This window comes from Microbacterium sp. Root280D1, from assembly GCF_001428975.1.
Classification (GTDB): Bacteria; Actinomycetota; Actinomycetes; order Actinomycetales; family Microbacteriaceae; genus Microbacterium.
On record NZ_LMJK01000003.1, the window covers coordinates 86,799 to 111,726 of the forward strand.

Genomic DNA, 24,928 nt, shown 5'->3' on the forward strand with positions numbered 1-24,928 from the left:
ACGTCAGGACGCGGCCTGACGGGCCTCCCAGCCCGTGCGGACCATCTCGTCGACCGTGTATCGCATCTTCCAGTCGAGGTCACGCGCGGCGAGCTCGCCGGTCGCGACGATGCGGTCGGGGTCTCCCGGACGCCGAGGGCCGATCTCAGGGGTGAAGTCGATGCCCGTGACGCGTGCGACCGCGTCCATGATCTGCTTCACGCTGAGGCCGTCGCCCGAGCCGAGGTTGTATGCGGCCTCGATCGGCTCGCCACCGGCGAGACGCTTCGCTGCCGCGACGTGGGCGGCGGCGATGTCGCCGACGTGCACGTAGTCGCGCACGTTGGTGCCGTCCTCGGTGTCGTAGTCGTCGCCGTTGATGCGGGGGGTCTCGCCGGCGATGAGCTTCTCGAACACGATCGGGAAGAGGTTGTGCGGGCTCACGTCATAGACCGACGGGTCGGCCGAGCCGACCACGTTGAAGTAGCGCAGCGAGGTGTGACGCAGCGGCTTGTCGGAGTCGGCGGTCGCGATCGCCTGGTCACGGAGCAGCCACTCGCCGATGAGCTTGGACTCGCCGTAGGGGCTCGCCGGCTTCTTGGCGGTCTCCTCGACGACGAGCGCCACATCGGGAGTGCCGAACACGGCCGCCGACGACGAGAACACGATGTTGGTGACGCCCGCGGCATCCATCGCCTCGAGGATCACCCGAGTGCCCTCGACGTTCTGCGCGTAGGTGTGCAGCGGACGCTGCACCGAGACGCCGGCGTACTTGTATCCGGCGACGTGGATGACACCCTCGGCGTCGTGATCGCGCAGCGCCTTCTCGACCAGTTCACGGTCGAGGATGCTGCCCTGCACGAAAGCCACGCCTTCGGGCACGAACGATGCGACGCCGCTCGAGAGGTCGTCGAGGACGACGGGCGTGAGCCCGGCATCCGCCAGTGCGCGAACGACGTGCGAGCCGATGTAGCCGGCGCCGCCGGTCACGATCCAGGACATTGTGCTCCTCAGGGTGGGGAAGTGTTCAGTATCTCAGGTCGCGATCGGCGGACTCTGAAGCCGCGAGTTCACGCGTGGTCGAGCGGGCAGCGGTCACGCGTCGCGATGCGCTCCGGCCGACGGCGTGACGGTGAAGATCACGGGGGAAGTGAAACCGGATGCGGCGAACGCCGCCGACACCGCATCCGTCACCTGCTGCACCGAGTCCTGCTCGATCAGCGCGATCGCCGCACCGCCGAAGCCTCCGCCGGTCATGCGAGCACCGAGTGCGCCGGCCGCGAGGGCCGTCTCGACCGCCGTGTCGAGCTCGGGGACCGAGATCTCGAAGTCGTCGCGCATCGAGGCGTGCGAGGCCACGAGCAGGTCGCCGATCGCACGGGCACCGTCTTCGCGCAGCACCACGACGGTGTCGAGCACGCGCTGGTTCTCGGTGACCACGTGCCGCACGCGGCGGAACGTCACGTCGTCCATGAGCTCCTCGGCGCGGGGCAGGTCGTCGACCGAGACGTCGCGCAGGCTCGGCACGCCCATGATCGCGGCACCGCGCTCGCAGGCCGCACGGCGCTCGCCGTATCCGCCCGTGGAGTGCGCGTGCTTGACCCGGGTGTCCATCACGAGGATCGCGAGGCCGGCCTCGGCGATGCCGACCTGCACGAGGTTCGCATCGAGCGAGCGGCAGTCGAGGAAGATCGCGGCATCCGGCTCGCCGAGCATCGACGCCATCTGGTCCATGATGCCGGTCGGGGCGCCGACCGCCTCGTTCTCGGCCTTCCGACCGACGCGGGCGAGGGCGACGCGGTCGAGCCCGGCGGCCCAGAGGTCGTTGAGCGCGGATGCCGTGGCACCCTCGATCGACGCCGACGACGAGAGCCCCGCGCCCACGGGCACGTCGGACGCGATGGCGATGTCGAGCCCTGAACCGGTGGCCGCGGACGGAGCGACACCGTCGGCCTGGCGCAGCGCCCAGGCGACACCGAGGGGGTAGGCGGCCCACTCGGGCACGCGCGGCGCGGTGCCGGTCGGGGTCGGGAACAGCTCGTCGAGGTCGTCGAGGGAGACCTCGACCGGCTCGTCGGCGAAGGTCGAGGCGACGCGGATGCGGCGGTCGTCACGGATTCCCACGGCGGCGACTGTGCGATGCGGGATGGCGAAGGGCAGCACGAATCCGTCGTTGTAGTCGGTGTGCTCGCCGATCAGGTTCACGCGCCCCGGCGCCGACCAGACGCCTTCGGGGGTGCGACCGGTGAGGTCGGTGAAGAGTGCGCGCGCGGCGTCCTGGGTGGTGGTCATGCGGATGCCTCGTCTGCGTTCTCGTCTGCGGATGCGGTGTGTGCGGCGTCGGCCTTCGCGATGGCCTCGCGGATGCGGGCCGCACCCTGCTCGGGGGTGACCTCGGCGGCCCAGGCCCACATCGCGGCCTCGGATCCCGCGAGGAACTTGAGCTTGTCGGCCGCCCGGCGGGGGCTGGTCAGCTGCAGGTGCAGGCGCACGCTGTCTCGGCCGACGTTCACCGGGGCCTGGTGCCAGGCGGCGATGTAGGGCGTCGGGGTGTCGTAGAGCGCGTCGACACCGCGGAGAAGTCGCAGGTAGAGGGGCGCGAGCTCGTCGCGTTCGGCATCCGTCGTCTCGGCGAAGTCCGGAACGTGGCGGTGCGGCATGAGGTGCACCTCCAGCGGCCAGCGGGCGGCGAAGGGCACGAACGCCGTCCAGTGCTCCCCGCGGAAGACGACCCTCTCGGACGCCTGCTCGGACTCGAGGATGTGCTGGAACAGGTCGGGCGCGGTGCGGTCGATCGAGTCGAGCAGGCGCGTGGTGCGCGGCGTCACGTAGGGGTAGGCGTAGATCTGGCCGTGGGGGTGGGGGAGCGTGACGCCGATGGCCTCGCCGCGGTTCTCGAACGGGAAGATCTGCTGAATGCCCGGCAGCTTCGACAGGGCGGCGGTGCGGTCGGCCCAGGCCTCGATCACCGTGCGGGCGCGCGTCACCGACTGGGTGCCGAACGAGCCGGTGTGCTCGGGGCTGAAGCACACGACCTCGCAGCGTCCGACCGAGGTGCGGGTGCGGCCGAGTCCGAGGGCGGCGAGATCGTCGAGCCCGCGGGGAGGGTTGCTCGCCTCAGGAGCGGTGCCGGTCGCCTCGGCGAGGGCGGGGCCGAAGGCGGGCGAGCGGTTCTCGAACACGGCGACGTCGTAGAGCGACGGCACCTCCGAGGGGTTGGTCGGCGACTGCGGAGCGAGAGGATCGGCGTCGGCGCTCGGCATCATCACGCGGTTCTGCCGGTTGGCGGCGACCGTGATCCAGTCGCCGGTGAGTACATCGAGGCGCATCGTGGCGGTCTCGCCGCGGGCGTCGAGCGTGCGGCTGTCGACGGCGCGGTCGGCGCCGAGCGTCGTGTCGGGATCGTCGAAGTAGATCAGTTCGCGGCCGTCGGCGAGCGTCGTCGCGCGCTTGACGATGCCGGCGGAGAGGGTCTCGGTTCGCAACTCAGGAGATTCGGGCGTGTTCACGTAAACATGGTACGCACAGCGCCGTGGTAACGTCAACATTCCGGAGTTGTGAGCGCGTAGAGAGGGTGCCCGTGGACGACGAGCTGCTGCGCGACGATGATCTGCGTCGCGGCGCCGCGCGCCCGCGCCGCCGCCAGGCCCCGTCCGGTCGTGTCTCGATGGCGATGGTCGCCTCCCGTGCCGGCGTCTCGGGTCAGACCGTGTCGCGCGTCGTCAACGACAGCCCTCGCGTCGACCCCGCTACCCGCCGGCGCGTCGAAGCCGCGATGGCCGAGCTCGGCTACCGCCCCCACCGCGCAGCCCGCGCTCTGCGCACCGGACGCTCGCAGACCATCGGACTCGTCGTCACCACTCTCGCGACCGTCGGCAACTCGCGGATGCTGCAGGCCACCGCCGAGGCCGCGGCCGAACGCGGCTACGCCCTCACCCTCGTCACCGCGGGCGACAGCGTGGCCGACGCCTTCGAGCGCCTGGCCGAGCAGGAGGTCGACGGCGCGATCGTGCTGAACGAGGCGTCGGCGCTGGTACCCGCAGCCGATCGGCCGGCGGGACTGCGCCTCGTGGTCGTCGACGCCCCGGGGTCTGCGGATCTCGCTGTCGTGCACAGCGACCATGTCGGAGGCGCCGCTGCGGCGACCGCTCACCTGCTGGGCCTCGGCCACGAGACGGTGCACCACCTCGCCGGGCCTGCCGACTCGTTCGCGGCCGCCGAGCGCGAGCGCGGATGGCGGAAGGCACTCGCGGATGCCGGGGTCGTGGCGACCGAGGTCGTCCGCGGCGACTGGACCGCCGAGGCAGGGTTCGCCGCGGGCGAGGCGCTGCGAGCAGCATCCGCCGTCTTCTGCGCCAACGACCAGATGGCGCTCGGGCTCCTCCGTGCGCTCGCCGAGTCGGGGCGGCGGGTTCCCGAGGACGTCAGCGTCATCGGCTTCGACGACGTGCCGGATGCCGCCAACTACCGCCCACCGCTGACGACGATCCGTCAGGACTTCGCCGCCTTGGCACACCGCGCCGTCGACCTGCTCGTCGCCGACATCGAGGGTGCCGCGGACGGTGCGGCATCCGCTGTCGTCGTGCCGACGCTTCTGGTCGAACGCTCCAGCACGCGCTGAGCCGCGCCGCCCGCACCCTCTGCCCCCGCACCCCGGCCCCGCCCCCTACGGTGCGTGGCCAGAAACGCACCTGAATCGCGCCTTTCGGATGCGTTTGTGACCACGCACGCGGCAGGGGCGGCCACGCCACCGCCCCGCGAACCCGGATAGCGGTTTCCACCCGCCGCTTGCGCGCCCGACGGAGTCGTGGCATGCTGACGGAAAGCGCTTACCCATATCGGGCGACCGGCGCACCGGCTTCCCACAGAACGGACCAGCAATGTCGCAGACGACAACCCGCGAGATCGGGATCATCATGAACGGCGTCTCCGGGCGCATGGGCTACCGGCAGCACCTCGTGCGGTCGATCCTCGCGATCCGCGACCAGGGCGGCATCGAGCTGCCCGACGGATCCCGCATCACGGTCAAGCCGCTGCTTGTCGGCCGCAACGAGGCCAAGCTCGCCGAGCTCGCCGCGAAGCACGGCATCGACGACTACACGACCGACCTCGACGCGGCTCTGGCCGACCCGAAGTGGGAGATCTACGCCGATTTCCTCGTGACCAAGGCCCGCGCCTCGGCCCTTCGCAAGGCGATCGCGGCCGGCAAGGCGATCTACACCGAGAAGCCGACCGCCGAGTCGCTCGACGAGGCTCTCGAGCTCGCGCGTCTCGCGGACGAGGCCGGCGTCAAGACCGGCGTCGTACACGACAAGCTCTACCTGCCGGGTCTGCAGAAGCTCAAGCGCCTCATCGACTCCGGTTTCTTCGGCCGCATCCTCTCGGTGCGCGGCGAGTTCGGCTACTGGGTCTTCGAGGGTGACTGGCAGCCCGCGCAGCGCCCCAGCTGGAACTACCGCACCGAAGACGGCGGCGGCATCATCGTCGACATGTTCCCGCACTGGAACTACGTGCTCGAGAACCTGTTCGGCGAGGTCAAGAGCGTCTACGCGCAGGCCGCCGTGCACATCGCGGACCGCTGGGACGAGAACGGCGAGCACTACACCGCCACCGCCGAGGACGCCGCGTACGGCATCTTCGAGATCGAGGGCGGCATCGTCGCCGAGATCAACTCCAGCTGGACGGTGCGCGTCAACCGCGACGAGCTCGTCGAGTTCCAGGTCGACGGCACCCACGGATCCGCGGTCGTCGGACTCTTCGGCGCGAAGATCCAGCCCCGCAACGCGACTCCGAAGCCGGTCTGGAACCCCGACCTCGAAGACAGCCACGACTACGACGCCGACTGGCAGAACGTCCCGACCAACGATGTGTTCCTCAACGGCTTCCGTCAGCAGTGGGAGGAATACCTGGTCTCGTTCGTCGAGGGCACGAAGTACCCGTTCGACCTGCTCTCGGGCGCCCGCGGCGTGCAGTTCGCCGAGGCGGGGCTGACCTCCAGCGCCGAAGGCCGCAAGGTCGCACTCACCCCGCTGACGCTGGGCTGAGCATGACCACTCTCCGACTTCTCGACGCCGCGGGCGCGGTGACGGATGCCGAGCTGCGCGAGGGCGGCGGGTATACGCGTCCGGCCTCTCCGCTGCAGAGCCGCGTCGCGTACGCCGCAGCCCACGTCGTGCCGAAGGTGCACGCCGACAACACCCCGGGGCAGCCCGCCGACATCGACTGGGACTCGACTCTGGCGTTCCGCCGCAACGTGTACTCGTGGGGTCTGGGCGTCGCCGACGCCATGGACACCGCTCAGCGGAACATGGGGCTGGATGCCGCGGCGACGCGCGAGCTCATCGCGCGCAGCGCCGAGGTCGCCCGCGAGGAGGGCGGCTCGGTCGTGGTCGGCGTCAACACCGATCACGTCGCCGAGTCGCACATCTCGCTCGACCAGGTGATCGACGCCTACAAGGAGCAGCTGCACTTCACCGAGGAGCAGGGGGCGGGCCCGGTGCTCATGGCCTCTCGCCACCTCGCCCGTGTCGCTGAGAACGCCGACGACTACCGTCGCGTCTATCGCGAGGTGCTCTCGGCGGCCACCGTCCCGGTCGTGCTGCACTGGCTCGGCACGGCTTTCGACCCCGAGCTCGCCGGGTACTTCGGAGCGGACGACTGGCAGACGGCATCCGCTGTGCTGCTCGACGTGATCGCCGAGAACCCCGACAAGGTCGCCGGCGTGAAGATGAGCCTCCTGAACGCCGAGTCGGAGATCTCGGTGCGCGAGCGACTGCCGCAGGGTGTGCGCATGTTCACCGGCGACGACTTCAACTACGTCGGCCTCATCGGCGGAGACACCGTGGGGCAGGGTGACGGGCACTCCGACGCGCTGCTCGGCGCGTTCGCGGCCATCACTCCGGTCGCCTCCGCGGCGATCCAGGCGCTCGATGCCGGGGACCCCGAGCTCTACCTCGAGATCCTCGGCCCGACCGAAGAGCTCAGCCGCCAGGTGTTCGCCGCGCCGACCTTCTATTACAAGACCGGTGTCGCCTTCCTCGCCTGGCTCAACGGGCACCAGCCCGCGTTCCAGATGGTCGGCGGACTGCACTCGGCGCGCAGCCTTCCGCACCTCAGCCGCATCGTCGAGCTGGCGAACGCGTCGCTCGCCCTCGAGAATCCCGAACTCGCACGCGAGCGCTGGCACGGGATGCTCCGCCTGAACGGAGTGGACCTGTGACCGTCGACCCGCGCCTGTCGATCAACCAGGCCACGATCAAGCACGCAGACCTCGCGACGGCGCTGCGGGTGACGGCGGATGCCGGCATCCAGGCGATCGGCCTGTGGCGCGAGCCCGTGAACGAGGTCGGGCTCGACGTCGCCGCGCAGATGCTCGCCGATTCGGGGCTGCGCGTCACGACCCACTGCCGCGGTGGTTTCTTCACCCTTCCGGAGGGGCCGGATCGCATCGCTGCGCTCGACGACAACCGCCGAGCGATCGAGGAGACCGCGACCCTCGCCGCCGCGGGCGCCGACGGATCGACGGCCGTGCTCGTGCTCGTGGCCGGCGGCATCCCGGTGGGATCGCGCGATCTGATCGGCGCGCGCGAGCGTGTGCGCGACGCGATCGGCGTGCTCGCGTCCGACGCGAAGGCGGCGGGCGTGACGCTCGCGATCGAGCCCCTGCATCCGATGTACGCCTCCGACCGCGCGGTCGTCTCGACGCTCGGGCAGGCGCTCGACATCGCGGCCGATTTCGATGCCGACGTCGTGGGCGCGGCGGTGGACACGTTCCACATCTGGTGGGATCCGCAGGTGCTCGAGCAGATCACGCGCGCCGGCCGCGAAGGGCGCATCGCGACGTACCAGGTGTGCGACTGGAAGACCCCGCTCGCCGCCGATGTGCTGCTGTCGCGGCAGTACACGGGTGACGGCGTGATCGACTTCGGCTCGCTCACGCGGGCCGTGATCGACACCGGATACGACCGTGACATCGAGGTCGAGATCTTCAACGCCGACATCTGGGCGGACGCTCCCGAGCACGTCGTCCGTCGCACGGCCGAGACCTTCGGCACCGCGATCTCGCCGCATCTGCGCTGACGGCCGCCGGGATCCGGTCGGGGTCGGGTTTCGGTCGGGGCCGGCGAACCGGGTCGGGCACCGGGATCCGGTCGGGCACCGGCCGCGAACGTCCGCGAGTGGGCCACGCTTCCACCGTCTGCAGGACTCGAGCACGGATGCAGGGCCATGACACCGTTTCCGTCCTGCATCCGTGCCTGGGTCCTGCAGACGGGACGCGGTGCGGCGGTCTTCTCGTCGGACCGGACCGGACCGGACAAGACCGAACCGGACCGGCCGAGGGAACCGGAACCGGACCGGACCGTTCGCCGGAACCGGACCGGACCGTTCGCCGGAGCACGTGCAGGACCCGAGCACGGATGCAGGGCCGTAACACGGTTTCTGTCCTGCATCCGTGCCTGGGACCTGCAGATGGGACGGGGGACGGCGGTCTTCTCGTCCGACGGGACCGGACCGGACCGGACAAGACCGAACCGGTCCGGACGCCGCCGAAGACCGGATCCCCACCCGGGAACCGCCCACCTGTACGCGGCGGTCGCGCACGGCGCAAGCCCCGAGACACCCCGCCGAACGATTGAGAGGATGACGTCATGACGAAGATCCGCCCAGGACTCTGCTCGGTGACCTTCCGGTCGCTGAGCGCCGAACAGGTGGTCGACCTCGCTGCCGACGCTCGACTCGAGGTCATCGAGTGGGGAGCCGATTCGCACGTGCTGCCCGGCGACGTCGAGCAGGCCGCGAGGGTGGCGACGCTCACGACGGATGCCGGGCTCGTCGCGTGCTCCTACGGCTCGTACTTCCGTGCCGGTGCCGACGAGCCGATCACCCCCGTGCTCGACACCGCCGAGGCGCTCGGTGTCGATCGAGTGCGCGTCTGGGCAGGGCCGATCGGGTCCGACGAGGCGTCGCCGCAGGACTGGGCGTCGACGATCGCCCGACTGCAGGATGCTGTCGATGAGGCCGCCGCCCGGAGAATCTCGCTCGCGCTCGAGTTCCACTCCGGAACGCTCGCCGACACCGCCCCGACGACGCTGCGGGTGCTCGACGAGGTGGCTCGGCCGACGCTCAGCTCGTACTGGCAGCCGACGGTCGGTGCCACGGTCGATGCGGTGCTCGACGAGTACCGCGCGATCGCCGACCGGGTCAGCGCCGCGCACGTGTTCTCGTGGTGGCCGGATCACGAGAGGCTTCCGTTGCGGGCGAGGGATGCCCTGTGGACCCGCTTCTTCGCGGATGCGCTGTCCGCGACGACTCCGCCCCGAGATGCGCTGCTCGAGTTCGTACCCGGCGATGATCCGGCGCTACTGGGTGGCGAGGCGGCGACGCTGCGCGCCTACCTCTCCCTCTGAGCCATGCGCCCCCGCAGCCCGGTCGCCGGACCCTCCCCGGCATCGCCCTCACCGCGCAGTATGCTCAGGGCATGAGTCAGCAGGAAAGCCCTTCCCGCGTGCGTCAGCCGCGGCATTCGCGGGGCGCGGCCCCGACCCTGCATGACGTCGCCCGTGAGGCCGGGGTCTCGCTCGCCACGGCATCCCGTGTTCTCAATGGATCCGAGCGCAAGGTGGCCGAGTCTTTCCGCGAGCGCGTCGAGCAGGCGGCCGCCGAACTGGGCTACACGGCGAACGCATCGGCGCAGGCGACCGCCCGAGGAACCTCGCCCGTGATCGCACTCCTGGTCGCCGACATCGCCGACCCCTACTTCGGACTCATTGCAGCCGGTGTCGCCCGCGGAGCCGACGAACAGGGTCTGGTCGTGACGATCGCGATCACCGAACGAGATCCGGCACGCGAGGCGCGCATCGTGCGGGCCCTCCGTGGGCAGCGACCCCAGGGCCTGATCCTCGCCGCATCGCGCACGAACGAGCCGACGGACTCCGACACCTCACGCGAGCTCGCGGAGTACGCCCGCTTCGGTGGACGCGTGGTCACGTTCGGCGCCGGCAGCGCAGACAACCGCCACGTCGAGATCGACAACCGCGCCGGCGCCGAAGCGCTCGGTCGCCGCATGGCGTCTCTCGGATACCGCTCCGCCATCGCGATCGGAGCGGCCGAGGGAGTGCTGACGTCGGACGAGCGTCTCGCCGGATTCCGCGCCGGCTTCGAGACCGACGGCGGGGTGATCGAGCGGGTGATCCGCGGCGACTTCCGCCGCGAATCGGGTGCGCAGGCGATGACGGCGGCCCTCTCCGACGGCGTCGAACCCGGCACCCTCGTGTTCGGCATGAGCGACGTGGTCGCGATCGGAGCGATGGCGGCGATCCGCGAGGCCGGTCGTGAGGTCGGTGCCGACATCGCGGTCTGCGGCTTCGATGACGTGCCCTCGAGCAGCGATGTCACCCCGGCGCTCACCACCGTGCGCGTGCCGCTCAGCGAGGTCGGATATCAGGCCTTCCGTGCGACGGTCGACGCCGACTGGCAGCAGGCTTCGCTTCCGCTCGAGGTCATCGTGCGGGCGAGCACCCCCGGACTCACCCGATGACCCGCGTGGTGCTGGCGCCGGACAGCTTCAAGGGCACGATCACCGCGGCGGATGCGGCGGCATCCCTCGCCGAAGGCTGGTCATCGGTCGAGCCGACCGCGACGTTCGTGCACCGCCCCATGGCTGACGGCGGCGAGGGCACCGTCGCCGCGTTCGAGGCGGCCGTGCCGGGAGCGCGACGCATGCCGGTCGTCGTCGACGGACCCGCGGGGCTGGCGCTGGAGACTAGCTGGCTGCTGCTTCCCGTCTCGGGGGATTCTCCCGGGGGGACCGCCGTCGTCGACCTCGCGTCGACCTCGGGCATCGAACTGCTCGACGAACTGCGTCCGTGGGATGCCGACACCACCGGATTCGGCCAGGCGATCGCCGCCGCCCTCGACCACGGCGTCACGCGACTGGTCGTCGGCATCGGGTCGAGCGCGTCGACCGACGGCGGCACCGGGATGCTGACCGCCCTCGGCGCGCGATTCCTCGATGCCGCCGGTGAGCCGGTCGCACGAGGGGCCCGCGGTCTCGCCGACATCGCCTCCGTCGACCTGAGCGGCCTGCGCACGGCGCCGCGGGTGCGCGTGCTCACCGACGTCACGAATCCCCTCGTCGGCCCGCGGGGCGCCGCAGCCGTGTTCGGACCGCAGAAGGGTCTCGTCGGCCCGGAGCTCGCCGAAGTGGATGCCGGACTCGCGGGCCTCGCCGAACTGCTCGGCCTCGACTCCGCACTGCCGGGCACCGGAGCCGCCGGTGGCACGGGCGGTGCGCTGGTCGCCTGGGGTGCGACGCTCGCCCCGGGCGCCGCCGAGGTGGCGGACCTGATCGGCCTCGCCGACGCGATCGCCGACGCCGACCATGTCATCACAGGGGAGGGGTCGTACGACGGTCAGTCCGGAGACGGCAAGGTGCCCTCGTTCATCGCCGGCCTCGCGTCGACGACCGGTGCGACCGCCCTGCTCGCCGCCGGACGCATCACGGCCGACTCCGACACCGCGCTGTTCACGGCATCCGCGTCGCTCACCGAGATCGCCGGATCGTCGGATGCCGCGCTCGCCGACCCCGCCCGCTGGTTGCGCGAGGCCGGAGCCCTGCTCGCCCGCTCAGTCTGACGCATCGCCTCCGCGCGCGTCGGCCCGCGGTGGGGTTCGCTGTTGCGCAGCATCCGTCCGCATCCGTCCGCATCCTTCCGCCCGGTTGCCCCCGCCCCCCGCAGCATCCGCCCGCCAGCCAGTCGGGACCACTTTCGCAGCCGGCTCGCCAGCCGGGGCCACTTTCGCACCGGGGATGGCCGTTTCGGATGCGTAATTGACCCCGCACACGCAGGGGCGGCGAGATAGGGGACGCGAGGGCATTTTCGCCCGCCAGTCGGGGTCAGTTTCGCATCGCGGACGCCAGCCGGGGCCACTTTCGCATCGGGATCAGCCGTTTCGGGTGCGTAATTGACCCCGCACGCACACGGAGGGGATGCCGTGGGGCAGTCCGCCCCCGGATCCGCCACGCGGGCGTTCCGCCACGAAAGCGTTCCGCCCGGATGCACTTCTGCCCCCACACGGGCGACGTGCGGGGGCAGAAGAACAGCCCGAAGGACGCGGGGATCAGCCCCCGAGGGCGGCGGACACCACGGCTCGCGCCTCGGCCTGCACCTCGGCGAGGTGCTCCGGGCCGCGCAGGCTCTCGGCATACAGCTTGTAGACGTCTTCCGTGCCCGAGGGGCGGGCGGCGAACCAGGCGTGCTCGGTCTGCACCTTGAGGCCGCCGATCGCCGCACCGTTGCCGGGGGCGTGCGACAGCTTGGCGGTGATCTCCTCACCCGCGAGGGTCGTCGCCGAGACGGCATCCGGAGCGAGCTTGCCCAGCGTCGCCTTCTGCGCGGGCGTCGCCGGCGCGTCGACGCGCTGGTAGGCCGACGAGCCGAAGGCCTGCTCCAGCTCGGCATACCGCTCCGACGGCGTCTTGCCGGTGACCGCGATGATCTCGGCCGCGAGCAGGCACAGCAGGATGCCGTCCTTGTCGGTCGACCAGACCGTGCCGTCCTTGCGGAGGAACGATGCTCCGGCCGACTCCTCGCCGCCGAACGCGACCGAGCCGTCGAGCAGACCGGGCACGAACCACTTGAAGCCCACCGGCACCTCGAGGAGGCGGCGTCCGAGCGATTCGGCCACCCTGTCGATGATCATCGACGACACGAGGGTCTTGCCGATCGCGGCGTCGCGCGGCCACTCGGAGCGGTGCGAGAACAGGTAGTCGATCGCGACCGCGAGGTAGTGGTTCGGGTTCATGAGCCCGGCGTCGGGGGTGACGATGCCGTGGCGGTCGGCATCCGCGTCGTTGCCCGTCAGCACGTCGTAGTCGCCCTTCTTGGCGACGAGCGAGGCCATGGCCGACGGGGAGGACGGATCCATGCGGATCTTCTCGTCCCAGTCGAGTGTCATGAAGCGCCAGGTCGGGTCGACCTCGGGGTTCACGACGGTCAGGTCGAGGTCGTAGACCTCCTTGATGAGCGCCCAGTACTCGACGGATGCGCCACCGAGCGGGTCGGCGCCGATGCGCACGCCGGCGGTGCGGATGGCGTCGATGTCGATGATCGTCGCCAGGTCGCGCACGTAGGCGTCACGGAAGTCGTACCCCGGAAGCGCGTCCCAGTCGATGTCGGCGAACCGCTCGCGCTTGACGTCGACGAGACCGCCGGCGATCAGCTCGTTGGCGCGGTCGGCGATCCAGCCGGTCGCGTCGGTGTCGGCCGGTCCGCCGTGCGGCGGGTTGTACTTGAAGCCGCCGTCGCGGGGCGGGTTGTGCGACGGGGTGACGACGATGCCGTCGGCGCGGCCGGCGGCATCCGACGCGAGGTCGCGGTTGAAGGTGAGGATCGCGTGGCTGAGCGCGGGCGTCGGCACCCAGGCGTCGCGCGAGTCGACGCGGACGTCGACGCCGTTGGCCACGAGCACCTCGATGGCGCTGCGCTCGGCGGGCAGCGAGAGCGCGTGGGTGTCGCGGCCGAGGAACAGGGGACCGGTGATCCCCTGGCTCGCGCGGTAGTCGACGATCGCCTGGGTGGTCGCCAGGATGTGGTTCTCGTTGAAGCTCTTGGTCAGCGACGACCCGCGGTGACCGCTGGTGCCGAACGCGACCCGCTCGGCGGCGACCCCGGGGTCGGGCACGCGGTCGTAGTAAGCGGCGATCAGCTCGTCGACATCGATCAGATCAGATTCCTCGGCAGGGAGGCCGGCGCGGCTCGTCATGCAGACAGTCTGCCCCCATCTCGGCATCCGCGCATCTTCTGGGCGTGTGCCGGTGCCCTAAGGTGAAACGCGTGACTGAACGCCGCACCTACAGCTATCTCGGCCCCGCCGGAACATTCACCGAAGCGGCGCTCGAACAGGTCGCTGAAGCACGGGGTCAGGACTGGCGTGCCGTGCACAACGTCGGAGAAGCCCTCGCGGATGTGCTCGAGGGGCGCAGCGACGCCGCGATGATCGCGATCGAGAACTCGATCGAGGGCGGCGTCTCGACCACGCAGGATGCGCTGGCCACTCTGCCGGGCCTGCGGATCATCGGCGAGTACCTCGTGCCGGTGAACTTCGTGCTCGTGGCGCCTCGGGGCACGACCCTGGCGGACATCAGCGTGATCGCCGCGCACCCGGTCGCCTACGCCCAGTGCCACGGCTGGCTCGGGGAGCACCTGCCCCGGCACTCGCATGTGCCTGCGGCGAGCAACGTCGCGTCGGCGATCGGCATGCTCGACGGCGGCCTTCCCGCCCAGGCGGCCATCGCCGCCCCGGGCGTCGTGAAGCACCTCGACGTCGACGTGCTGGCCGAGGACATCGGCGACAACGCCCAGGCCGTCACCCGCTTCGTGCTCGTGACCCGCACCACGCCGGCGCCGGCGCCGACCGGGGCCGACAAGACCTCGCTGATCGTCGAGCTGCCGAACGATCACCCCGGATCCCTCCTCGAGATGCTCGAGCAGTTCTCGACCCGCGGCATCAACCTCTCGCTGATCCAGTCGCGTCCGATCGGCGACGAGCTCGGCCGCTACCGGTTCGTGATCGACGCCGACGGCCACATCGAGCACGAGCGCATGGCCGACGCCCTGCTCGGCATCCGCCGTTTCAGCCCGCGCGTGGTGTTCCTCGGGTCGTATCCGCGAGCCGACCGGCAGATCGTGCAGTATCCCGAGCGCTACTCCGACGACATCTTCGTCGAGGCGCGCGACTGGCTGCGCGGCATCCTCAGCGGCGAGCCGGACGACTGAGCGCCGCCTCCACGGCGCGGAGCTCGACCAGAGCCCGTTTGAACTCGGGCATCGCCGAGTGCGGATCGACCCGGTCGTCGGTGAGCAGATTGGCGCTCTCGGCATCCGCGTAGTGGAACGGCAGGAACACCGTGTCGGGCCTGATGTCGTGCGTCAGCTCGGCCCGCGCCCGCAGGGTGCCGCGGGAGTTCGAGAGACGGATGCCGTCGCCCTCGCCGATCCCATGACGACGCGCGGTCGCAGGGTGCAGCTGCGCGACGAGATCGGGCCGCTTCTCGGTGAGCTCGGGGATGCGGCGGGTCTGCGCTCCGCTCTGGTACTGCTCGAGCAGGCGCCCGGTGATCAGGGTGAGCCGGTCGGCGCTCGCCGTCCGATGCTCCCGAGCCCGCACGGCGACGAGCTTCGCGCGCCCGTCTGCGTGCGCGAAGCGGTCGGCGAACAGTCGAGGGGTGCCGAGGCTCCCGATCGGGAAGGGCCAGTGCGCCTCGATGCCGAGGTCGAGCAGTTCGTGGCTGAGGCCGGAGTAATCGGCGCGGCCGCCGGCGGAGGCGCGGGCCAGCTCGCCGAACACCTCCGACGGCACGAGGCTCCAGGTGCCGGGGGCGTCGAGGCGACGGGCGAGCTCGGCCATGATCCACAGCTCGCTGCGGGCGCCGGCGGGGGCGTCGACCGCTCGGCGGCGACGCAGCACGCGGCCCTCGAGGTTGGTCATCGTGCCCTCCTCCTCGGCCCACTGCAGCACGGGGAGCACGATGTCGGCGGCCTTCGCGGTCTCCGAGAGGAAGAAGTCCGAGACGACGAGCAGATCGAGCCGGCCCAGGGCCTCGCGCACGGTCGACACGTTCGGCGCCGACACGAACACGTTCGAGCCGTGCACGAGCAGCGCTCGCACGCCGCCCGGGAGTCCGGCGCTCTGCAGCAGCTCGACCGCGGGGATGCCGGGCCCGGGAAGGTCGTCGGGATCGACGCCCCACACGGCCGCGACCGAGGCGCGGGCGGCCGGGTCGCTGATCGACTGGTACCCCGGAAGCTGGTCGGCTTTCTGTCCGTGCTCGCGTCCGCCCTGGCCGTTGCCCTGCCCGGTCAGCGTGCCGTAGCCGCACCCCGGTGTCCCCGGAAGACCCAGGAGCAGTGCGAGGTTGATGGCGGCCGTCGCGGTGTCGGTGCCGTCGACATGCTGCTCGACGCCGCGGCCGGTGAGGATGTAGGTCGAGTCGGAGTCCGCCAGTCTGCGTGCCAGATCGCGGATGCTGCGCGCCGCCACCCCGGTGACGGTCTCGGCACGCTCGGGCCACCACGCCGACACCGACTGGCGGAGGGCGTCGAAGCCCGATGTGCGCTGGCGCACATAGCCGTCGTCGTAGAGCTCCTCGGCGATCACGACATGGATCACTGCGAGCAGCAGCGCGAGATCGGTGCCGGGCACCGGCTGCACGTGGATCCCGGCGCCGTCGGCGCTCAATCGTGCCGTCGAGCTGCGGCGAGGATCGACGACGATGAGACCGCCGCGGGCCCTGGCGCCCTGCAGATGCGAGACGAACGGCGGCATGGTGTCGCCGACGTTCGATCCCAGCAGCAGCACCGTCTCGGCGGTGTCGAGGTCGGTCAGCGGGAACGGCAGGCCGCGGTCGATTCCGAAGGAGCGGTTGGCGGCGGCCGCAGCGGATGACATGCAGAAGCGGCCGTTGTAGTCGATGCGCGACGTGCGCAGCGCGATGCGGGCGAACTTGCCCAACTGGTACGCCTTCTCGTTCGTGAGCCCGCCGCCGCCGAAGACGCCGACCGCATCGGGGCCGTCCTCCTCGGCGATCAGACGCAGCCGCGCGGCGATCAGATCGAGAGTCACGTCCCAGTCCGCCGGGTGCAGTTCGCCGTCGGTCCCGCGCACCAGGGGAGTGGTGAGGCGACCGGCGTCGGCGAGCAGCTCGGCCGAGGTCCACCCCTTCTTGCACAGCCCGCCGCGGTTCGTCGGGAAGTCGCGTCCGGCGACGGCGACCGGCAGCGGTGCGCCCACGGTCGGGGTCAGCGTCATCGCGCACTGCAGCGCGCAGTAGGGGCAGTGGGTGTCGGTCATGCGACGGCCCCCGCGTGGGCGTGCAGCATCTCGGTGATGCGGGCGCGGCATCCTCCGCATCCGGTGCCGGCGCGGGTGCACTCACCGACCGCAGCCACCGACGAGCAGCCGTCGTCGATCGCGTCCTCGATCTGGCCGACGGTGACGGCGTTGCAGATGCAGAGGGTCGCGTCACGACCGGCCGGTGCGATCGCATCAGCGTCAGGATCATCGAGACGCAGCAGCAGCGAGCGGTCGGCGGGCAGCTCGCCGCCGCGCAGGTACAGCACGCTCAGTTCGGCCGCGGCCCGCGGCATCCCGACCGCCACGAATCCGGTGAGGATGCCGTCGCGCGTCGCCATCTTCACGTAGGTGCCGTGCTCGGGGTCGGCCCAGACGGCGATGCCGGGGGCATCCTCACCGGCCGGGACAGGGGCGAAGGGGTCGGCCGAGACGTCGCCCGCGGATGCGATGTCGACCAGCTCGCCCTTGAGCACGACGACGCCGGGGTGCTCGTCGGCGAACTCGCCCGGGTGGTCGTCGGCACTGTCGAGCTCGGCGGCGATGGCCGCGGCGAGCCAGCTCGCCTGACGCCAGCCGGGGCCGACGAGGCCGTGCGGTCCGCCCGGCACCTGGCGGTCGTGCAGGAACTCGGCGGGGTCGGCGATGTGGGCGCAGTCCCCGATCGCATGGATGCGCGGATCCGACCACGAACGCAGTGCGCCGTCGACGAGCACGCCGTTGCCGACGCGGAGTCCCGCGGCCTCGGCGAGCTCGGTGCGCGCCCTGACGCCGCACGACAGCACGAGCAGATCGCCCTCGATGCGCTTGCCGTCGGAGCTCGCGAGTGCACGGAACCGGCGGATGCCGTCGTCGCCCTCGACCCCGATCACGCCCTCGGCACGGGTGTGCGGCACCAGCGTGACGCCGGCCGAGGCGAGAGCGGTCGAGAGGATGCTCGCCGATCCCCGGTCGAGTTGGCGGGGCATCGGCATCGGACCGAAGTGGGCCACGGAGGGCACGGCGCCGGCGTCAGCGAGCAGCATGGCGAGCTCGATCCCCAGCACGCCGGCTCCGAGCACCACGACCCGGCCGCCGCGTGCGACCACGGCGCGCACCTGCTCGGCATCCGACAGATCGCGGAGCACGCAGACCCCTGTGGTCAGACTGCTGTCGAGGCCGGTGGTGTCCGGACCGAGCGTCTCGAGGCCTTCGAGCGACGGGACGATCGATCGCGCGCCGGTCGCGAGCACCAGGCGGTCGTACCCGACGGTCGATCCGTCGACCAGCTCGACGACCCGCGCCTCCCGATCGATCCGCACCGCTCGCGCCCCCAGCCGCAGATCCACACCGGTGAGGCTCGCGGCAGTGGCGAGAGTGAGCTCGTCGGACGAGGCCTCGCCCACGGCGTATTCCGCGAGCAGCACCCGGTTGTACGGATCCGCCGTCTCGGCGCCCAGCACGGTGACCGTCGCCCGACCCCCTGCCACGAGCGGCAGGAGCTCTTCGGCGAAGCGGATGCCGACAGGCCCCGCGCCGATGACGACGATGCGCTCGGTCATGGTCAGATCCGGTGTCCGGCGAGCGAGGGCCGAGGCATCAGATAGACGAAGACCGTGATGAGGAGCAGCACGATGTAGGCGGCGACGAATCCGCCGAATGCCGGAGCGTACGAACCTGTGCCGCTCTTCGCCGCCGCGAGAACCTGCGGGATCACGAATCCGCCGTAGGCGCCGATGGCCGAGATCAGCCCCAGGGCGGCCGCACCCTTGCGCTGGGTGCTGACAGCGAGCGCGTCGCCCGCGGTCGCGGCACCGCGTGCGGCGAAGACGTTGGGGATCATCCGGTAGGTCGCGCCGTTGCCGACGCCCGCCGCGACGAACAGCAGCAGGAAGCATCCGAGGAAGAGCGCGAAGCTGTTCGCCTCGAGAGTGACGAGCAGCGACAGGGCGCCGACGATCATGAGCGAGAACGCGGCGATCGTCATCCGTGCTCCGCCGAAGCGGTCGGCGAGCTTTCCTCCGTAGGGGCGGGCGAGCGAGCCGACGAGGGCTCCGAGGAAGGCCAGCGACAGCGAGGCGCTGCCGATCTGGAACGTCGAGAACTCGGGGAAGGTGTCGGCGATGAGCTTCGGGAAGACGCTCGAGAAGCCGATGAACGATCCGAACGTGCCGATGTACAGCAGCGACAGCACCCACAGGTGCGGTTCGCGCAGTGCGGCGGCGGCCCCGGCGAAGTCCGCCTTGGCCGACGACAGGTTGTCCATGTGGCGCCATGCGCCCCACACGGCCACGAGGATCAGCGGCACCCACATCCAGCCGGCGAACGACAGGCTGAAGGTCGACGCGGCGGTGATCGACACGACGATCGGCACGGCGAGCTGGGCGACCGAGGTGCCGAGGTTGCCGCCGGCGGCGTTGAGTCCGAGCGCCCAGCCCTTCTCCTTCTGCGGAAAGAAGTAGGTGATGTTCGCCATGGAGCTGGCGAAGTTGCCGCCGCCGAAACCGGCGAGAGCCGCGACGGCGAGCAGCACGCCGAACGGGGTCGCGGGATCCTGCACGACGATGCCGAGCAGGATGGCGGGGATCAGCAGCAGCAGCGCCGAGACGATGGTCCAGTTGCGTCCGCCGAAGCGGGCGACGAGGAACGTGTACGGAAACCGCAGCGTCGCGCCGACGAGGCTCGGCAGCGAGATCAGCCAGAACGACTCGGTGGTGCTCAGGGTGAACCCGGCGGCGGGGAGCAGCACGACGACGATGCTCCAGAGCTGCCAGATGATGAACCCGAGGAACTCGGCGAAGATCGACCAGCCGAGGTTGCGGCGGGCGATCGCCTTGCCCTCGGTGGCCCAGAAGGCCGAATCCTCGGGGTTCCAGCCGTCGATCCACCGGCCGGGGCGGCGCGTGAGGGTCACGGCGGGGGTGTCGAGGCTGCTTCTTCCGGTGATCTGGGACATCGCGGCTCCTGCGTTCGAGAGGTGAATGCTCTGAACGTAGGCGGCGGATGTTGCAGGGCCGCACGAGTGCGATTACCGGACGATTACTTCTCGATCACATCGAGGAGGTGGGCGATGAGAGAACTTCAGGAATCCTGGTCGTCGGCGCGCCATTCCCCGGCCAGCTCGGTGATGGTGGCGACCGCCGCAGCGGTGTCCTCGCGGCTGCCGCCGGCGCGACCTGCGGCGAGGCCGGCGAGGTAGGCGCTGAGCGGTGCGGCCGGGCGCGCGACGCCGTGCGCGACATCCCGGGCGAGATCCAGGAGCAGGGCGACATCGACGGACTCGCGATCGATCCCGAGCGCGCTGCAGACCGCCGTGGTCCAGTCGTCCAGGGCTTCGACCGGAAGGTGTTGCGGCTTGTCGGTCATGTCGTCTCCTCGTCTGGTGCTCCGTCGCGCGGGGGCATCGGTGCCGCGGCGCGGGCCCGTTCGAGATCGTCCCACGTGTCGACATCCGTCGCCAGGTCTCCCGCCGGAATCGCGCTGATGCGCAGGCGCGCCAGCAGCGATCGCAACGACGCGTCGCGGCCGCCGTCGGGGAGAGCCGCGGCGGCGGATCGCAGGGCATCGGTGCGGTAGCGGCCGACGAGCCACTGCATCCGTCCCGACGCGTCGATCAGGCAGACGCCGTCGATGCCGTGCGCACCATTCGTGCTGGGGGCGTCGGCCTTGCCGTCCTTGCCGTCGGCGTCGGCCTTGCCGATTTTGCCGTCGGCGTCGGCGGAGAGGGGCGGATGCCGGTGCAGCAGCGCCACGGCGCCTTCGGCGTTCGGCAGGTCGGCCGCCAGTAGCACGATGTCGGCGGTGTCGACGAGAGCGAGGCCGGCGGCGATGCCGGCGACCGGTCCGCCGAACTCCGGCGTCTCCCGGGTCCATACGACGCGAACACGGGTCGGCGCCGGCGGACCAACGACCACGATGGGGTCGCAGCCGTCGACGGCGGCGATGGCGCGGTCGAGCAGGGTGCGGCCGCCGACCTCGAGCAACGGCTTGGCAGTCCCGTCGAGTCGTGAGGCCCGCCCGCCGGCGAGGATGATCGCGGCAGTCGGCCCGGACGCCGGTGTCGCGGCGTCCGGTGTCTCGGTCGTTCGCGTCCCGGTCACGAGAGCAGCATCACATCGACCAGGTCGCCTGCTGCGACGGCTGATACGTCGGCGGGCACGACGGCATAGGCATCCGCTCTGGCGAGTCCTGCCGCCAGATGCGCGCCCGACGACCCGTCGGCGGCCGCCGGGCGCACCGACCAGGCGGCCGGGTCGGATCGGTCGAGGGCGACGGGCACGTACTGCTGTCGTCCCACCGGGCTGCGCCACGCTGCGGTGCTGGCGAGGCGGAGCATCGGGCGCTGCAGGCCTGCGCGACCCTGGAGAGCGAGCAGCGCCGGCCGCACGAAGGCCTCGAACGACGCGGCGACGCTCGCCGGATTGCCGGGCAGTCCGAACACCAGCGCGTCGCCAAGGCGCCCGAAGGCCTGAGGTCTGCCCGGCTGCATGGCGACCGCCACGAACTCGATGCGATCGCGCAGCACGTTCTTCACGACCTCGTGGGCTCCGGCGCTGACTCCGCCGGACGTGACCACGACATCGACGCGCGCATCGACGAGCGCGCGATCGAGGAGTGCGGTGAAGGCGGCATCCTCGTCTGTCACCGTGTCGACCGAGACGACGTCAGCGCCCGTCTCCGCGCACAGCGCAGCGAGCAGCACCGAGTTCGACTCGGGGATCTGCCCGCGGGCGAGGTCGGCGCCGGGGTCGGCGAGCTCGCTGCCGGTCGAAATGACCGCGACGCGAGGACGACGATGCACCGGCACAGTGTCGATGCCGGTGGCCGCGATGGCCGTGAGCTGGAGCGGGCCGAGGGTGGTGCCGGCTGTCGCGACGACAGCTCCGGCGCGCAGCTCCTCGCCGCGGCGGCGGATGTTGGCACCCGCGCGAGTCGGCGCGGTGACCACGATCGCAGGAGCGTCCCACGCCTGCAGGCCGTCGCGGGTGTGCTCGAAGGGCACGACGACGGTCGCCGTCTGTGGCACAGGCGCGCCGGTCATGATGCGTGCGGCTCGTCCCTCACGCAGCTCGGGTTCGTCGGCCGACCCCGCCGGGAGGTCGGCGACCACCGCGAGCTCGACGGGGTGCTCGGCCGTGGCCGACTCGACGTCGGTGAACAGGACCGCGTATCCGTCCATCGCCGAGTTGTCGAACAGCGGCACATCGACCCGAGCGTGCACGGTCGCGGCGAGGATGCGGCCCGCCGCCTGCGCGAGCGGCACCGATTCGGCATCCAGCGGTCGGGTGGCGGCGATCACCTTCGCCCGCTGCTCCTCGACCGTCAGCATGCCGGAGGAGCGAGGGGAGTGGTGATTCGCATGCAGTCAGCGTACGACGGTCGCGGGGATGCCCCGCGACCGCGCCGCCCCTCTGCCCCTTGTTTCCCCGTTCGAAAGTCAGTGCTCGCGGAACATCGGCCAACCGCTGCCCGGCAGCATGTGCGAATGCAACGCGCCCTTCGCCGATTCCAAGGTCGGGTACGTGCCTGTCGCCGCATCGGATCCGGCCATGACGACGGTGTATCCCTCGTCGTCATGTCGGATGCTGCCGACGACGCCGTTCGTGCCGTACGCCACCCAGAGGGCCAGGGTCTTGGTAGTGCTCATCATCGAACCCCTTCCGTTGCGGGTGACCCTACGCCCCGGCGCACCGGAATACCAGCCCCTGACGCGGAGTCTTGGCGGCATTCGCCACATGGCCCCGCCGGGACGCCGGATGCGGCGCTCGCGCGCGCGCGCGGTGACCAGCGCGCGGCGACCAGCGCGAGCGGCGCCCGCGGCGCCTACAGGGCGGCGGCGATGAGCTCGAGCGTCTGGGCGCGGCCAGCGGCGGCGTCACGAGGCTCGGACTCGTATGCACCGGCGACGGGCGACAGCATGACCTCGTCGACGCCGTACTTCTCGGCGAACGCGCGCACCTCGGCGGCGACCGACTCGCCGGTGCCGACGAACCAGCGCGAGCGGGCGGCTTCGACGACCTGGTCGGTCGCGGCATCCGATTCTGCGGCGAGGGCCTCTTCGACGGTCTCGAGTGCGATGAGCGGCTTGTTGAGGCGCAGGCGCGACATCATGCGCAGCTGCGGAAGGGCGCGCGCCTCGGCCTCTTCCTGCGTCGGCGCGGCGACGACGTTGACCGTGAGGAACGTCCGCGGCTCGGGGTGCTCTTCGCTCGGCTGGTAGCCGGTGCGGTAGAGGTCGAGCGCGCGCTCGAGGCCCTGTCCCGAGAAGTGGTTGGCGAAGACGTAGGGCAGGCCGTGGGATGCCGCGAGCTGCGCCGAGTAGTCGCTCGATCCGAGCAGCCACACCTCGGGGCTTCCGGTGGCGGCCGGGGTCGCGTGCACCGTGTACTCGCCACCCGAGGTGAAGCGCACGGTGGCGCCCTCGCCCGAGATGAGTGCGGCGATGTCCTGCACGTTGCGCGGGAACTGCTCGACGTCGCTGGTCGTGCCCGATCCACGCAGCAGCTGGGTGATGACGGGGTCGCTGCCGGGGGCGCGACCGAGGCCGAGGTCGATGCGTCCGGGCGCGATGGCCTCGAGGGCGGCGAACTGCTCGGCGACGATGAGCGGTGCATGGTTGGGGAGCATCACTCCGCCGGATCCGAGACGGATCTGCGTCGTGCGCATCGCGGCGGCGGCGATCAGCACCGGAGGAGTGGTGGATGCCACGGCCGGCATGTTGTGGTGCTCGGCGAACCAGTAGCGGCGGTAGCCGAGCCGGTCGGCGGTCGCGGCGAGATCGAGGGAGGAGGAGATCGCCTCGGCACTGGTCTGGCCGGTGCGAACCGGTACGAGGTCGAGGACGGAGAGCGCGGTGGAAGTCATCCCCGAATGCAACGGCGGGGGCGGGCGGGGCATTCCCGTCCGCCCCATCGTCGCCGGTGCGTCTCAGACAGCGACGAGACCTGCGGATGCCGAGGGCGTGAACTCCTCGGTGAGCGCGCGTCGCGTGAGGTGATAGCGGATGTGCCAGGCGGCGCTGAAGCTCTGCTCGGGAAGCTGGGCGAGGGCCGTTCGGTCATCGGGGCCGAGGCCGTCGCGGGCTGCTTCGCGGAGCAGGTCGTCTCGTGTCGCCGGGTACTCCATGCTGCGGAGGAACCGGTCGAGAGTAGAAGAGGGGCGCATGGGATCGTCCTTTCCGAAGGGAGAGCGGGGTGGGCCGGGGTGTGCGCCCCCGGCCCACCGAAGGGTCAGGCGGTGATCGACTGTCGGTTGTCGCTCGACTCGACCTCGATCTTGCGGGGCTTCGCGCGCTCGCTGACGGGGATGATCACCGAGAGCACGCCGCTCTCGTACGAGGCGCTGATCGCGTCGAGGTCGACGCCGTCCCCGAGCGAGAACTGGCGGAGGAACGAGCCCGCCCCGCGTTCGCGTGCGAGCCAGCGGACGCCTTCGCGACCGTCGGCCGTGCGCTGCGCGCGGATCGTGAGCTGTCCGCCGTCGAGGTCGACGTCGATCGAGCCCGGATCGATGCCGGGGAGGTCGGCGTGCAGGATGTACCTGTCGCCGTCGCGGTAGAGGTCCACCGGCATGAGACGCGGTGCGCGGACGGAGTCCAGCACGCTCGCAGCGAAGCGGTCGAGCTGACTGAACGGATCGAAGGACATGGCCATGAGTGTCTCCTTTCGTGTGGCCCGAGCGGGCGTTCTCCGGTGCAGATTATCTGCAACCGTTGCTATAGATTTTTTATAGAACAACGCGAGATAGAATGCAAGTGCGTCGAGAGGGAGGTGCCCATGGGTGATCGTGATCCGAGCATGCCGGTCTACGGCATCGCCGTCGCCGCGCAGCTCAGCGGGGTCCCCGAGGCCAGCCTCCGACTCTTCGAGGCGAAGGGGCTGGTCACGCCCGCGCGCAGCGAGGGCGGCACGCGCCGCTACAGCGATGACGACCTCGAGCGCATCCGCCGGGTGACCGGGCTCCGCGTCGAGGGCATCAACATCGTCGGCATCCGTCGCGTGCTCGATCTGGAGGATGAGAACGCCGGCCTCCGCGACGAGCTCGCCGACGATCGCCCCTGATCCGCGGCCCGCTGCGCCCCGTGACCGACGCGGCTGCGCCCCGCGACCGACGCGGGAGG

General features: G+C 71.0%; 23 protein-coding genes. 9 read left to right on the forward strand and 14 right to left on the reverse strand.

Annotation, left to right across the window (positions count from 1 at the left end; genetic code table 11):
* Window positions 1-3: 3 nt before the first annotated feature.
* The 3 genes from galE to galT form a co-directional block, all read right to left on the reverse strand.
* Window positions 4-981 carry a UDP-glucose 4-epimerase GalE gene (gene galE / locus ASE34_RS12860; RefSeq protein ID WP_053097760.1) on the reverse strand — a complete coding sequence of 326 codons (978 nt, stop codon included), beginning with the start codon at window positions 979-981 and terminating at the stop codon, window positions 4-6.
* 93 nt (window positions 982-1,074) lie between these two features.
* Window positions 1,075-2,271 (reverse strand): galactokinase, encoded by a 1,197-nt coding sequence (gene galK, locus ASE34_RS12865; protein ID WP_056279277.1) that lies wholly within the window; start codon window positions 2,269-2,271, stop codon window positions 1,075-1,077.
* A complete protein-coding gene (gene galT / locus ASE34_RS12870; protein ID WP_056279279.1) occupies window positions 2,268-3,488 on the reverse strand; it encodes a galactose-1-phosphate uridylyltransferase in 1,221 nt (406 codons plus the stop codon). The genes galK and galT overlap by 4 nt, the downstream gene beginning before the upstream one ends.
* Window positions 3,489-3,646: 158 nt before the next feature.
* Between galT and ASE34_RS12875 the strand changes: the two genes are divergently transcribed.
* The 7 genes from ASE34_RS12875 to ASE34_RS12905 all read left to right on the forward strand — a co-directional run bounded on the left by ASE34_RS12875 (window position 3,647) and on the right by ASE34_RS12905 (window position 11,613).
* Window positions 3,647-4,600, forward strand: coding sequence for a LacI family DNA-binding transcriptional regulator (locus tag ASE34_RS12875; RefSeq protein ID WP_056280219.1), 954 nt, complete (start codon window positions 3,647-3,649; stop codon window positions 4,598-4,600).
* A 259-nt stretch (window positions 4,601-4,859) separates the two neighbouring features.
* On the forward strand, window positions 4,860-6,023 hold the full coding sequence (locus ASE34_RS12880; protein WP_056279281.1) for a Gfo/Idh/MocA family protein: 1,164 nt from the start codon (window positions 4,860-4,862) through the stop codon (window positions 6,021-6,023).
* 2 nt (window positions 6,024-6,025) lie between these two features.
* On the forward strand, window positions 6,026-7,198 hold the full coding sequence (locus tag ASE34_RS12885) for a dihydrodipicolinate synthase family protein (RefSeq protein ID WP_056279283.1): 1,173 nt from the start codon (window positions 6,026-6,028) through the stop codon (window positions 7,196-7,198).
* A complete protein-coding gene (locus ASE34_RS12890) occupies window positions 7,195-8,058 on the forward strand; it encodes a sugar phosphate isomerase/epimerase family protein (protein ID WP_056279285.1) in 864 nt (287 codons plus the stop codon). Before ASE34_RS12885 ends, ASE34_RS12890 begins: the two co-directional genes overlap by 4 nt.
* A gap of 569 nt (window positions 8,059-8,627) precedes the next feature.
* A complete protein-coding gene (locus ASE34_RS12895) occupies window positions 8,628-9,386 on the forward strand; it encodes a sugar phosphate isomerase/epimerase family protein (protein ID WP_056279287.1) in 759 nt (252 codons plus the stop codon).
* Window positions 9,387-9,457: 71 nt separating this feature from the next.
* Window positions 9,458-10,516: a LacI family DNA-binding transcriptional regulator gene (locus ASE34_RS12900; protein ID WP_082586640.1), complete on the forward strand. Its 1,059-nt coding sequence runs from the start codon at window positions 9,458-9,460 to the stop codon at window positions 10,514-10,516.
* On the forward strand, window positions 10,513-11,613 hold the full coding sequence (locus tag ASE34_RS12905) for a glycerate kinase (RefSeq protein WP_056279295.1): 1,101 nt from the start codon (window positions 10,513-10,515) through the stop codon (window positions 11,611-11,613). The genes ASE34_RS12900 and ASE34_RS12905 overlap by 4 nt, the downstream gene beginning before the upstream one ends.
* A 486-nt stretch (window positions 11,614-12,099) precedes the next feature.
* Here the strand turns inward: ASE34_RS12905 and pgm are convergent, their stop codons facing one another.
* On the reverse strand, window positions 12,100-13,743 hold the full coding sequence (gene pgm, locus ASE34_RS12910; RefSeq protein ID WP_056279296.1) for a phosphoglucomutase (alpha-D-glucose-1,6-bisphosphate-dependent): 1,644 nt from the start codon (window positions 13,741-13,743) through the stop codon (window positions 12,100-12,102).
* Between the two features lie 62 nt (window positions 13,744-13,805).
* On the opposite strand from pgm, the gene pheA reads away from it, so the two are divergent.
* Window positions 13,806-14,756: a prephenate dehydratase gene (gene pheA / locus ASE34_RS12915; RefSeq protein WP_056279298.1), complete on the forward strand. Its 951-nt coding sequence runs from the start codon at window positions 13,806-13,808 to the stop codon at window positions 14,754-14,756.
* Here the strand turns inward: pheA and ASE34_RS12920 are convergent.
* From ASE34_RS12920 to ASE34_RS12965, 10 genes are all read right to left on the reverse strand, one after another.
* Window positions 14,734-16,830, reverse strand: a complete 2,097-nt coding sequence (locus tag ASE34_RS12920; protein ID WP_056279300.1) for a molybdopterin oxidoreductase family protein — start codon at window positions 16,828-16,830, stop codon at window positions 14,734-14,736. The genes pheA and ASE34_RS12920 overlap by 23 nt on opposite strands.
* Window positions 16,827-18,371 (reverse strand): FAD-dependent oxidoreductase, encoded by a 1,545-nt coding sequence (locus ASE34_RS12925; protein WP_056279303.1) that lies wholly within the window; start codon window positions 18,369-18,371, stop codon window positions 16,827-16,829. Before ASE34_RS12925 ends, ASE34_RS12920 begins: the two co-directional genes overlap by 4 nt.
* Window positions 18,372-18,373: 2 nt before the next feature.
* Window positions 18,374-19,765 (reverse strand): MFS transporter, encoded by a 1,392-nt coding sequence (locus tag ASE34_RS12930; RefSeq protein WP_056279305.1) that lies wholly within the window; start codon window positions 19,763-19,765, stop codon window positions 18,374-18,376.
* 125 nt (window positions 19,766-19,890) lie between these two features.
* A complete protein-coding gene (locus tag ASE34_RS12935) occupies window positions 19,891-20,175 on the reverse strand; it encodes a DUF6457 domain-containing protein (protein ID WP_056279307.1) in 285 nt (94 codons plus the stop codon).
* The gene (locus tag ASE34_RS12940) at window positions 20,172-20,909 is read right to left on the reverse strand and encodes a molybdenum cofactor guanylyltransferase (RefSeq protein ID WP_056279308.1); all 738 of its coding nucleotides are present in this window, start codon (window positions 20,907-20,909) and stop codon (window positions 20,172-20,174) included. Before ASE34_RS12940 ends, ASE34_RS12935 begins: the two co-directional genes overlap by 4 nt.
* Window positions 20,906-22,138, reverse strand: a complete 1,233-nt coding sequence (gene glp, locus ASE34_RS12945) for a gephyrin-like molybdotransferase Glp (RefSeq protein WP_056279309.1) — start codon at window positions 22,136-22,138, stop codon at window positions 20,906-20,908. Before glp ends, ASE34_RS12940 begins: the two co-directional genes overlap by 4 nt.
* A gap of 108 nt (window positions 22,139-22,246) precedes the next feature.
* A complete protein-coding gene (locus ASE34_RS12950) occupies window positions 22,247-22,456 on the reverse strand; it encodes a hypothetical protein (RefSeq protein ID WP_053099248.1) in 210 nt (69 codons plus the stop codon).
* A gap of 176 nt (window positions 22,457-22,632) precedes the next feature.
* Window positions 22,633-23,673: an LLM class flavin-dependent oxidoreductase gene (locus ASE34_RS12955; protein ID WP_157538247.1), complete on the reverse strand. Its 1,041-nt coding sequence runs from the start codon at window positions 23,671-23,673 to the stop codon at window positions 22,633-22,635.
* Window positions 23,674-23,736: 63 nt separating this feature from the next.
* The gene (locus ASE34_RS12960; protein ID WP_157538249.1) at window positions 23,737-23,973 is read right to left on the reverse strand and encodes a DUF2795 domain-containing protein; all 237 of its coding nucleotides are present in this window, start codon (window positions 23,971-23,973) and stop codon (window positions 23,737-23,739) included.
* A 65-nt stretch (window positions 23,974-24,038) separates the two neighbouring features.
* Window positions 24,039-24,461 carry an Hsp20/alpha crystallin family protein gene (locus ASE34_RS12965; protein WP_053097741.1) on the reverse strand — a complete coding sequence of 141 codons (423 nt, stop codon included), beginning with the start codon at window positions 24,459-24,461 and terminating at the stop codon, window positions 24,039-24,041.
* A gap of 123 nt (window positions 24,462-24,584) precedes the next feature.
* Here ASE34_RS12965 and ASE34_RS12970 point away from each other — a divergent pair, with 123 nt between their 5' ends.
* A complete protein-coding gene (locus ASE34_RS12970; protein ID WP_053097740.1) occupies window positions 24,585-24,869 on the forward strand; it encodes a MerR family transcriptional regulator in 285 nt (94 codons plus the stop codon).
* Window positions 24,870-24,928 lie beyond the last annotated feature (59 nt).

Bases quoted from the DNA above. Each gene is read 5' to 3' on its own strand.
- ASE34_RS12905 (WP_056279295.1), top strand. From the start codon at position 10,513: ATGACCCGCGTGGTGCTGGCGCCGGACAGCTTCAAGGGCACGATCACC.
- ASE34_RS12960 (WP_157538249.1), bottom strand. From the start codon at position 23,973: ATGCGCCCCTCTTCTACTCTCGACCGGTTCCTCCGCAGCATGGAGTAC.
- ASE34_RS12880 (WP_056279281.1), top strand. From the start codon at position 4,860: ATGTCGCAGACGACAACCCGCGAGATCGGGATCATCATGAACGGCGTC.
- galE (WP_053097760.1), bottom strand. From the start codon at position 981: ATGTCCTGGATCGTGACCGGCGGCGCCGGCTACATCGGCTCGCACGTC.
- ASE34_RS12965 (WP_053097741.1), bottom strand. From the start codon at position 24,461: ATGGCCATGTCCTTCGATCCGTTCAGTCAGCTCGACCGCTTCGCTGCG.
- ASE34_RS12900 (WP_082586640.1), top strand. From the start codon at position 9,458: ATGAGTCAGCAGGAAAGCCCTTCCCGCGTGCGTCAGCCGCGGCATTCG.
- ASE34_RS12955 (WP_157538247.1), bottom strand. From the start codon at position 23,673: ATGACTTCCACCGCGCTCTCCGTCCTCGACCTCGTACCGGTTCGCACC.
- pgm (WP_056279296.1), bottom strand. From the start codon at position 13,743: ATGACGAGCCGCGCCGGCCTCCCTGCCGAGGAATCTGATCTGATCGAT.
- ASE34_RS12950 (WP_053099248.1), bottom strand. From the start codon at position 22,456: ATGAGCACTACCAAGACCCTGGCCCTCTGGGTGGCGTACGGCACGAAC.
- glp (WP_056279309.1), bottom strand. From the start codon at position 22,138: ATGCTGACGGTCGAGGAGCAGCGGGCGAAGGTGATCGCCGCCACCCGA.
- ASE34_RS12875 (WP_056280219.1), top strand. From the start codon at position 3,647: ATGGCGATGGTCGCCTCCCGTGCCGGCGTCTCGGGTCAGACCGTGTCG.
- ASE34_RS12930 (WP_056279305.1), bottom strand. From the start codon at position 19,765: ATGTCCCAGATCACCGGAAGAAGCAGCCTCGACACCCCCGCCGTGACC.
- ASE34_RS12920 (WP_056279300.1), bottom strand. From the start codon at position 16,830: ATGACCGACACCCACTGCCCCTACTGCGCGCTGCAGTGCGCGATGACG.
- ASE34_RS12970 (WP_053097740.1), top strand. From the start codon at position 24,585: ATGGGTGATCGTGATCCGAGCATGCCGGTCTACGGCATCGCCGTCGCC.
- ASE34_RS12925 (WP_056279303.1), bottom strand. From the start codon at position 18,371: ATGACCGAGCGCATCGTCGTCATCGGCGCGGGGCCTGTCGGCATCCGC.
- ASE34_RS12885 (WP_056279283.1), top strand. From the start codon at position 6,026: ATGACCACTCTCCGACTTCTCGACGCCGCGGGCGCGGTGACGGATGCC.
- ASE34_RS12895 (WP_056279287.1), top strand. From the start codon at position 8,628: ATGACGAAGATCCGCCCAGGACTCTGCTCGGTGACCTTCCGGTCGCTG.
- ASE34_RS12935 (WP_056279307.1), bottom strand. From the start codon at position 20,175: ATGACCGACAAGCCGCAACACCTTCCGGTCGAAGCCCTGGACGACTGG.
- galK (WP_056279277.1), bottom strand. From the start codon at position 2,271: ATGACCACCACCCAGGACGCCGCGCGCGCACTCTTCACCGACCTCACC.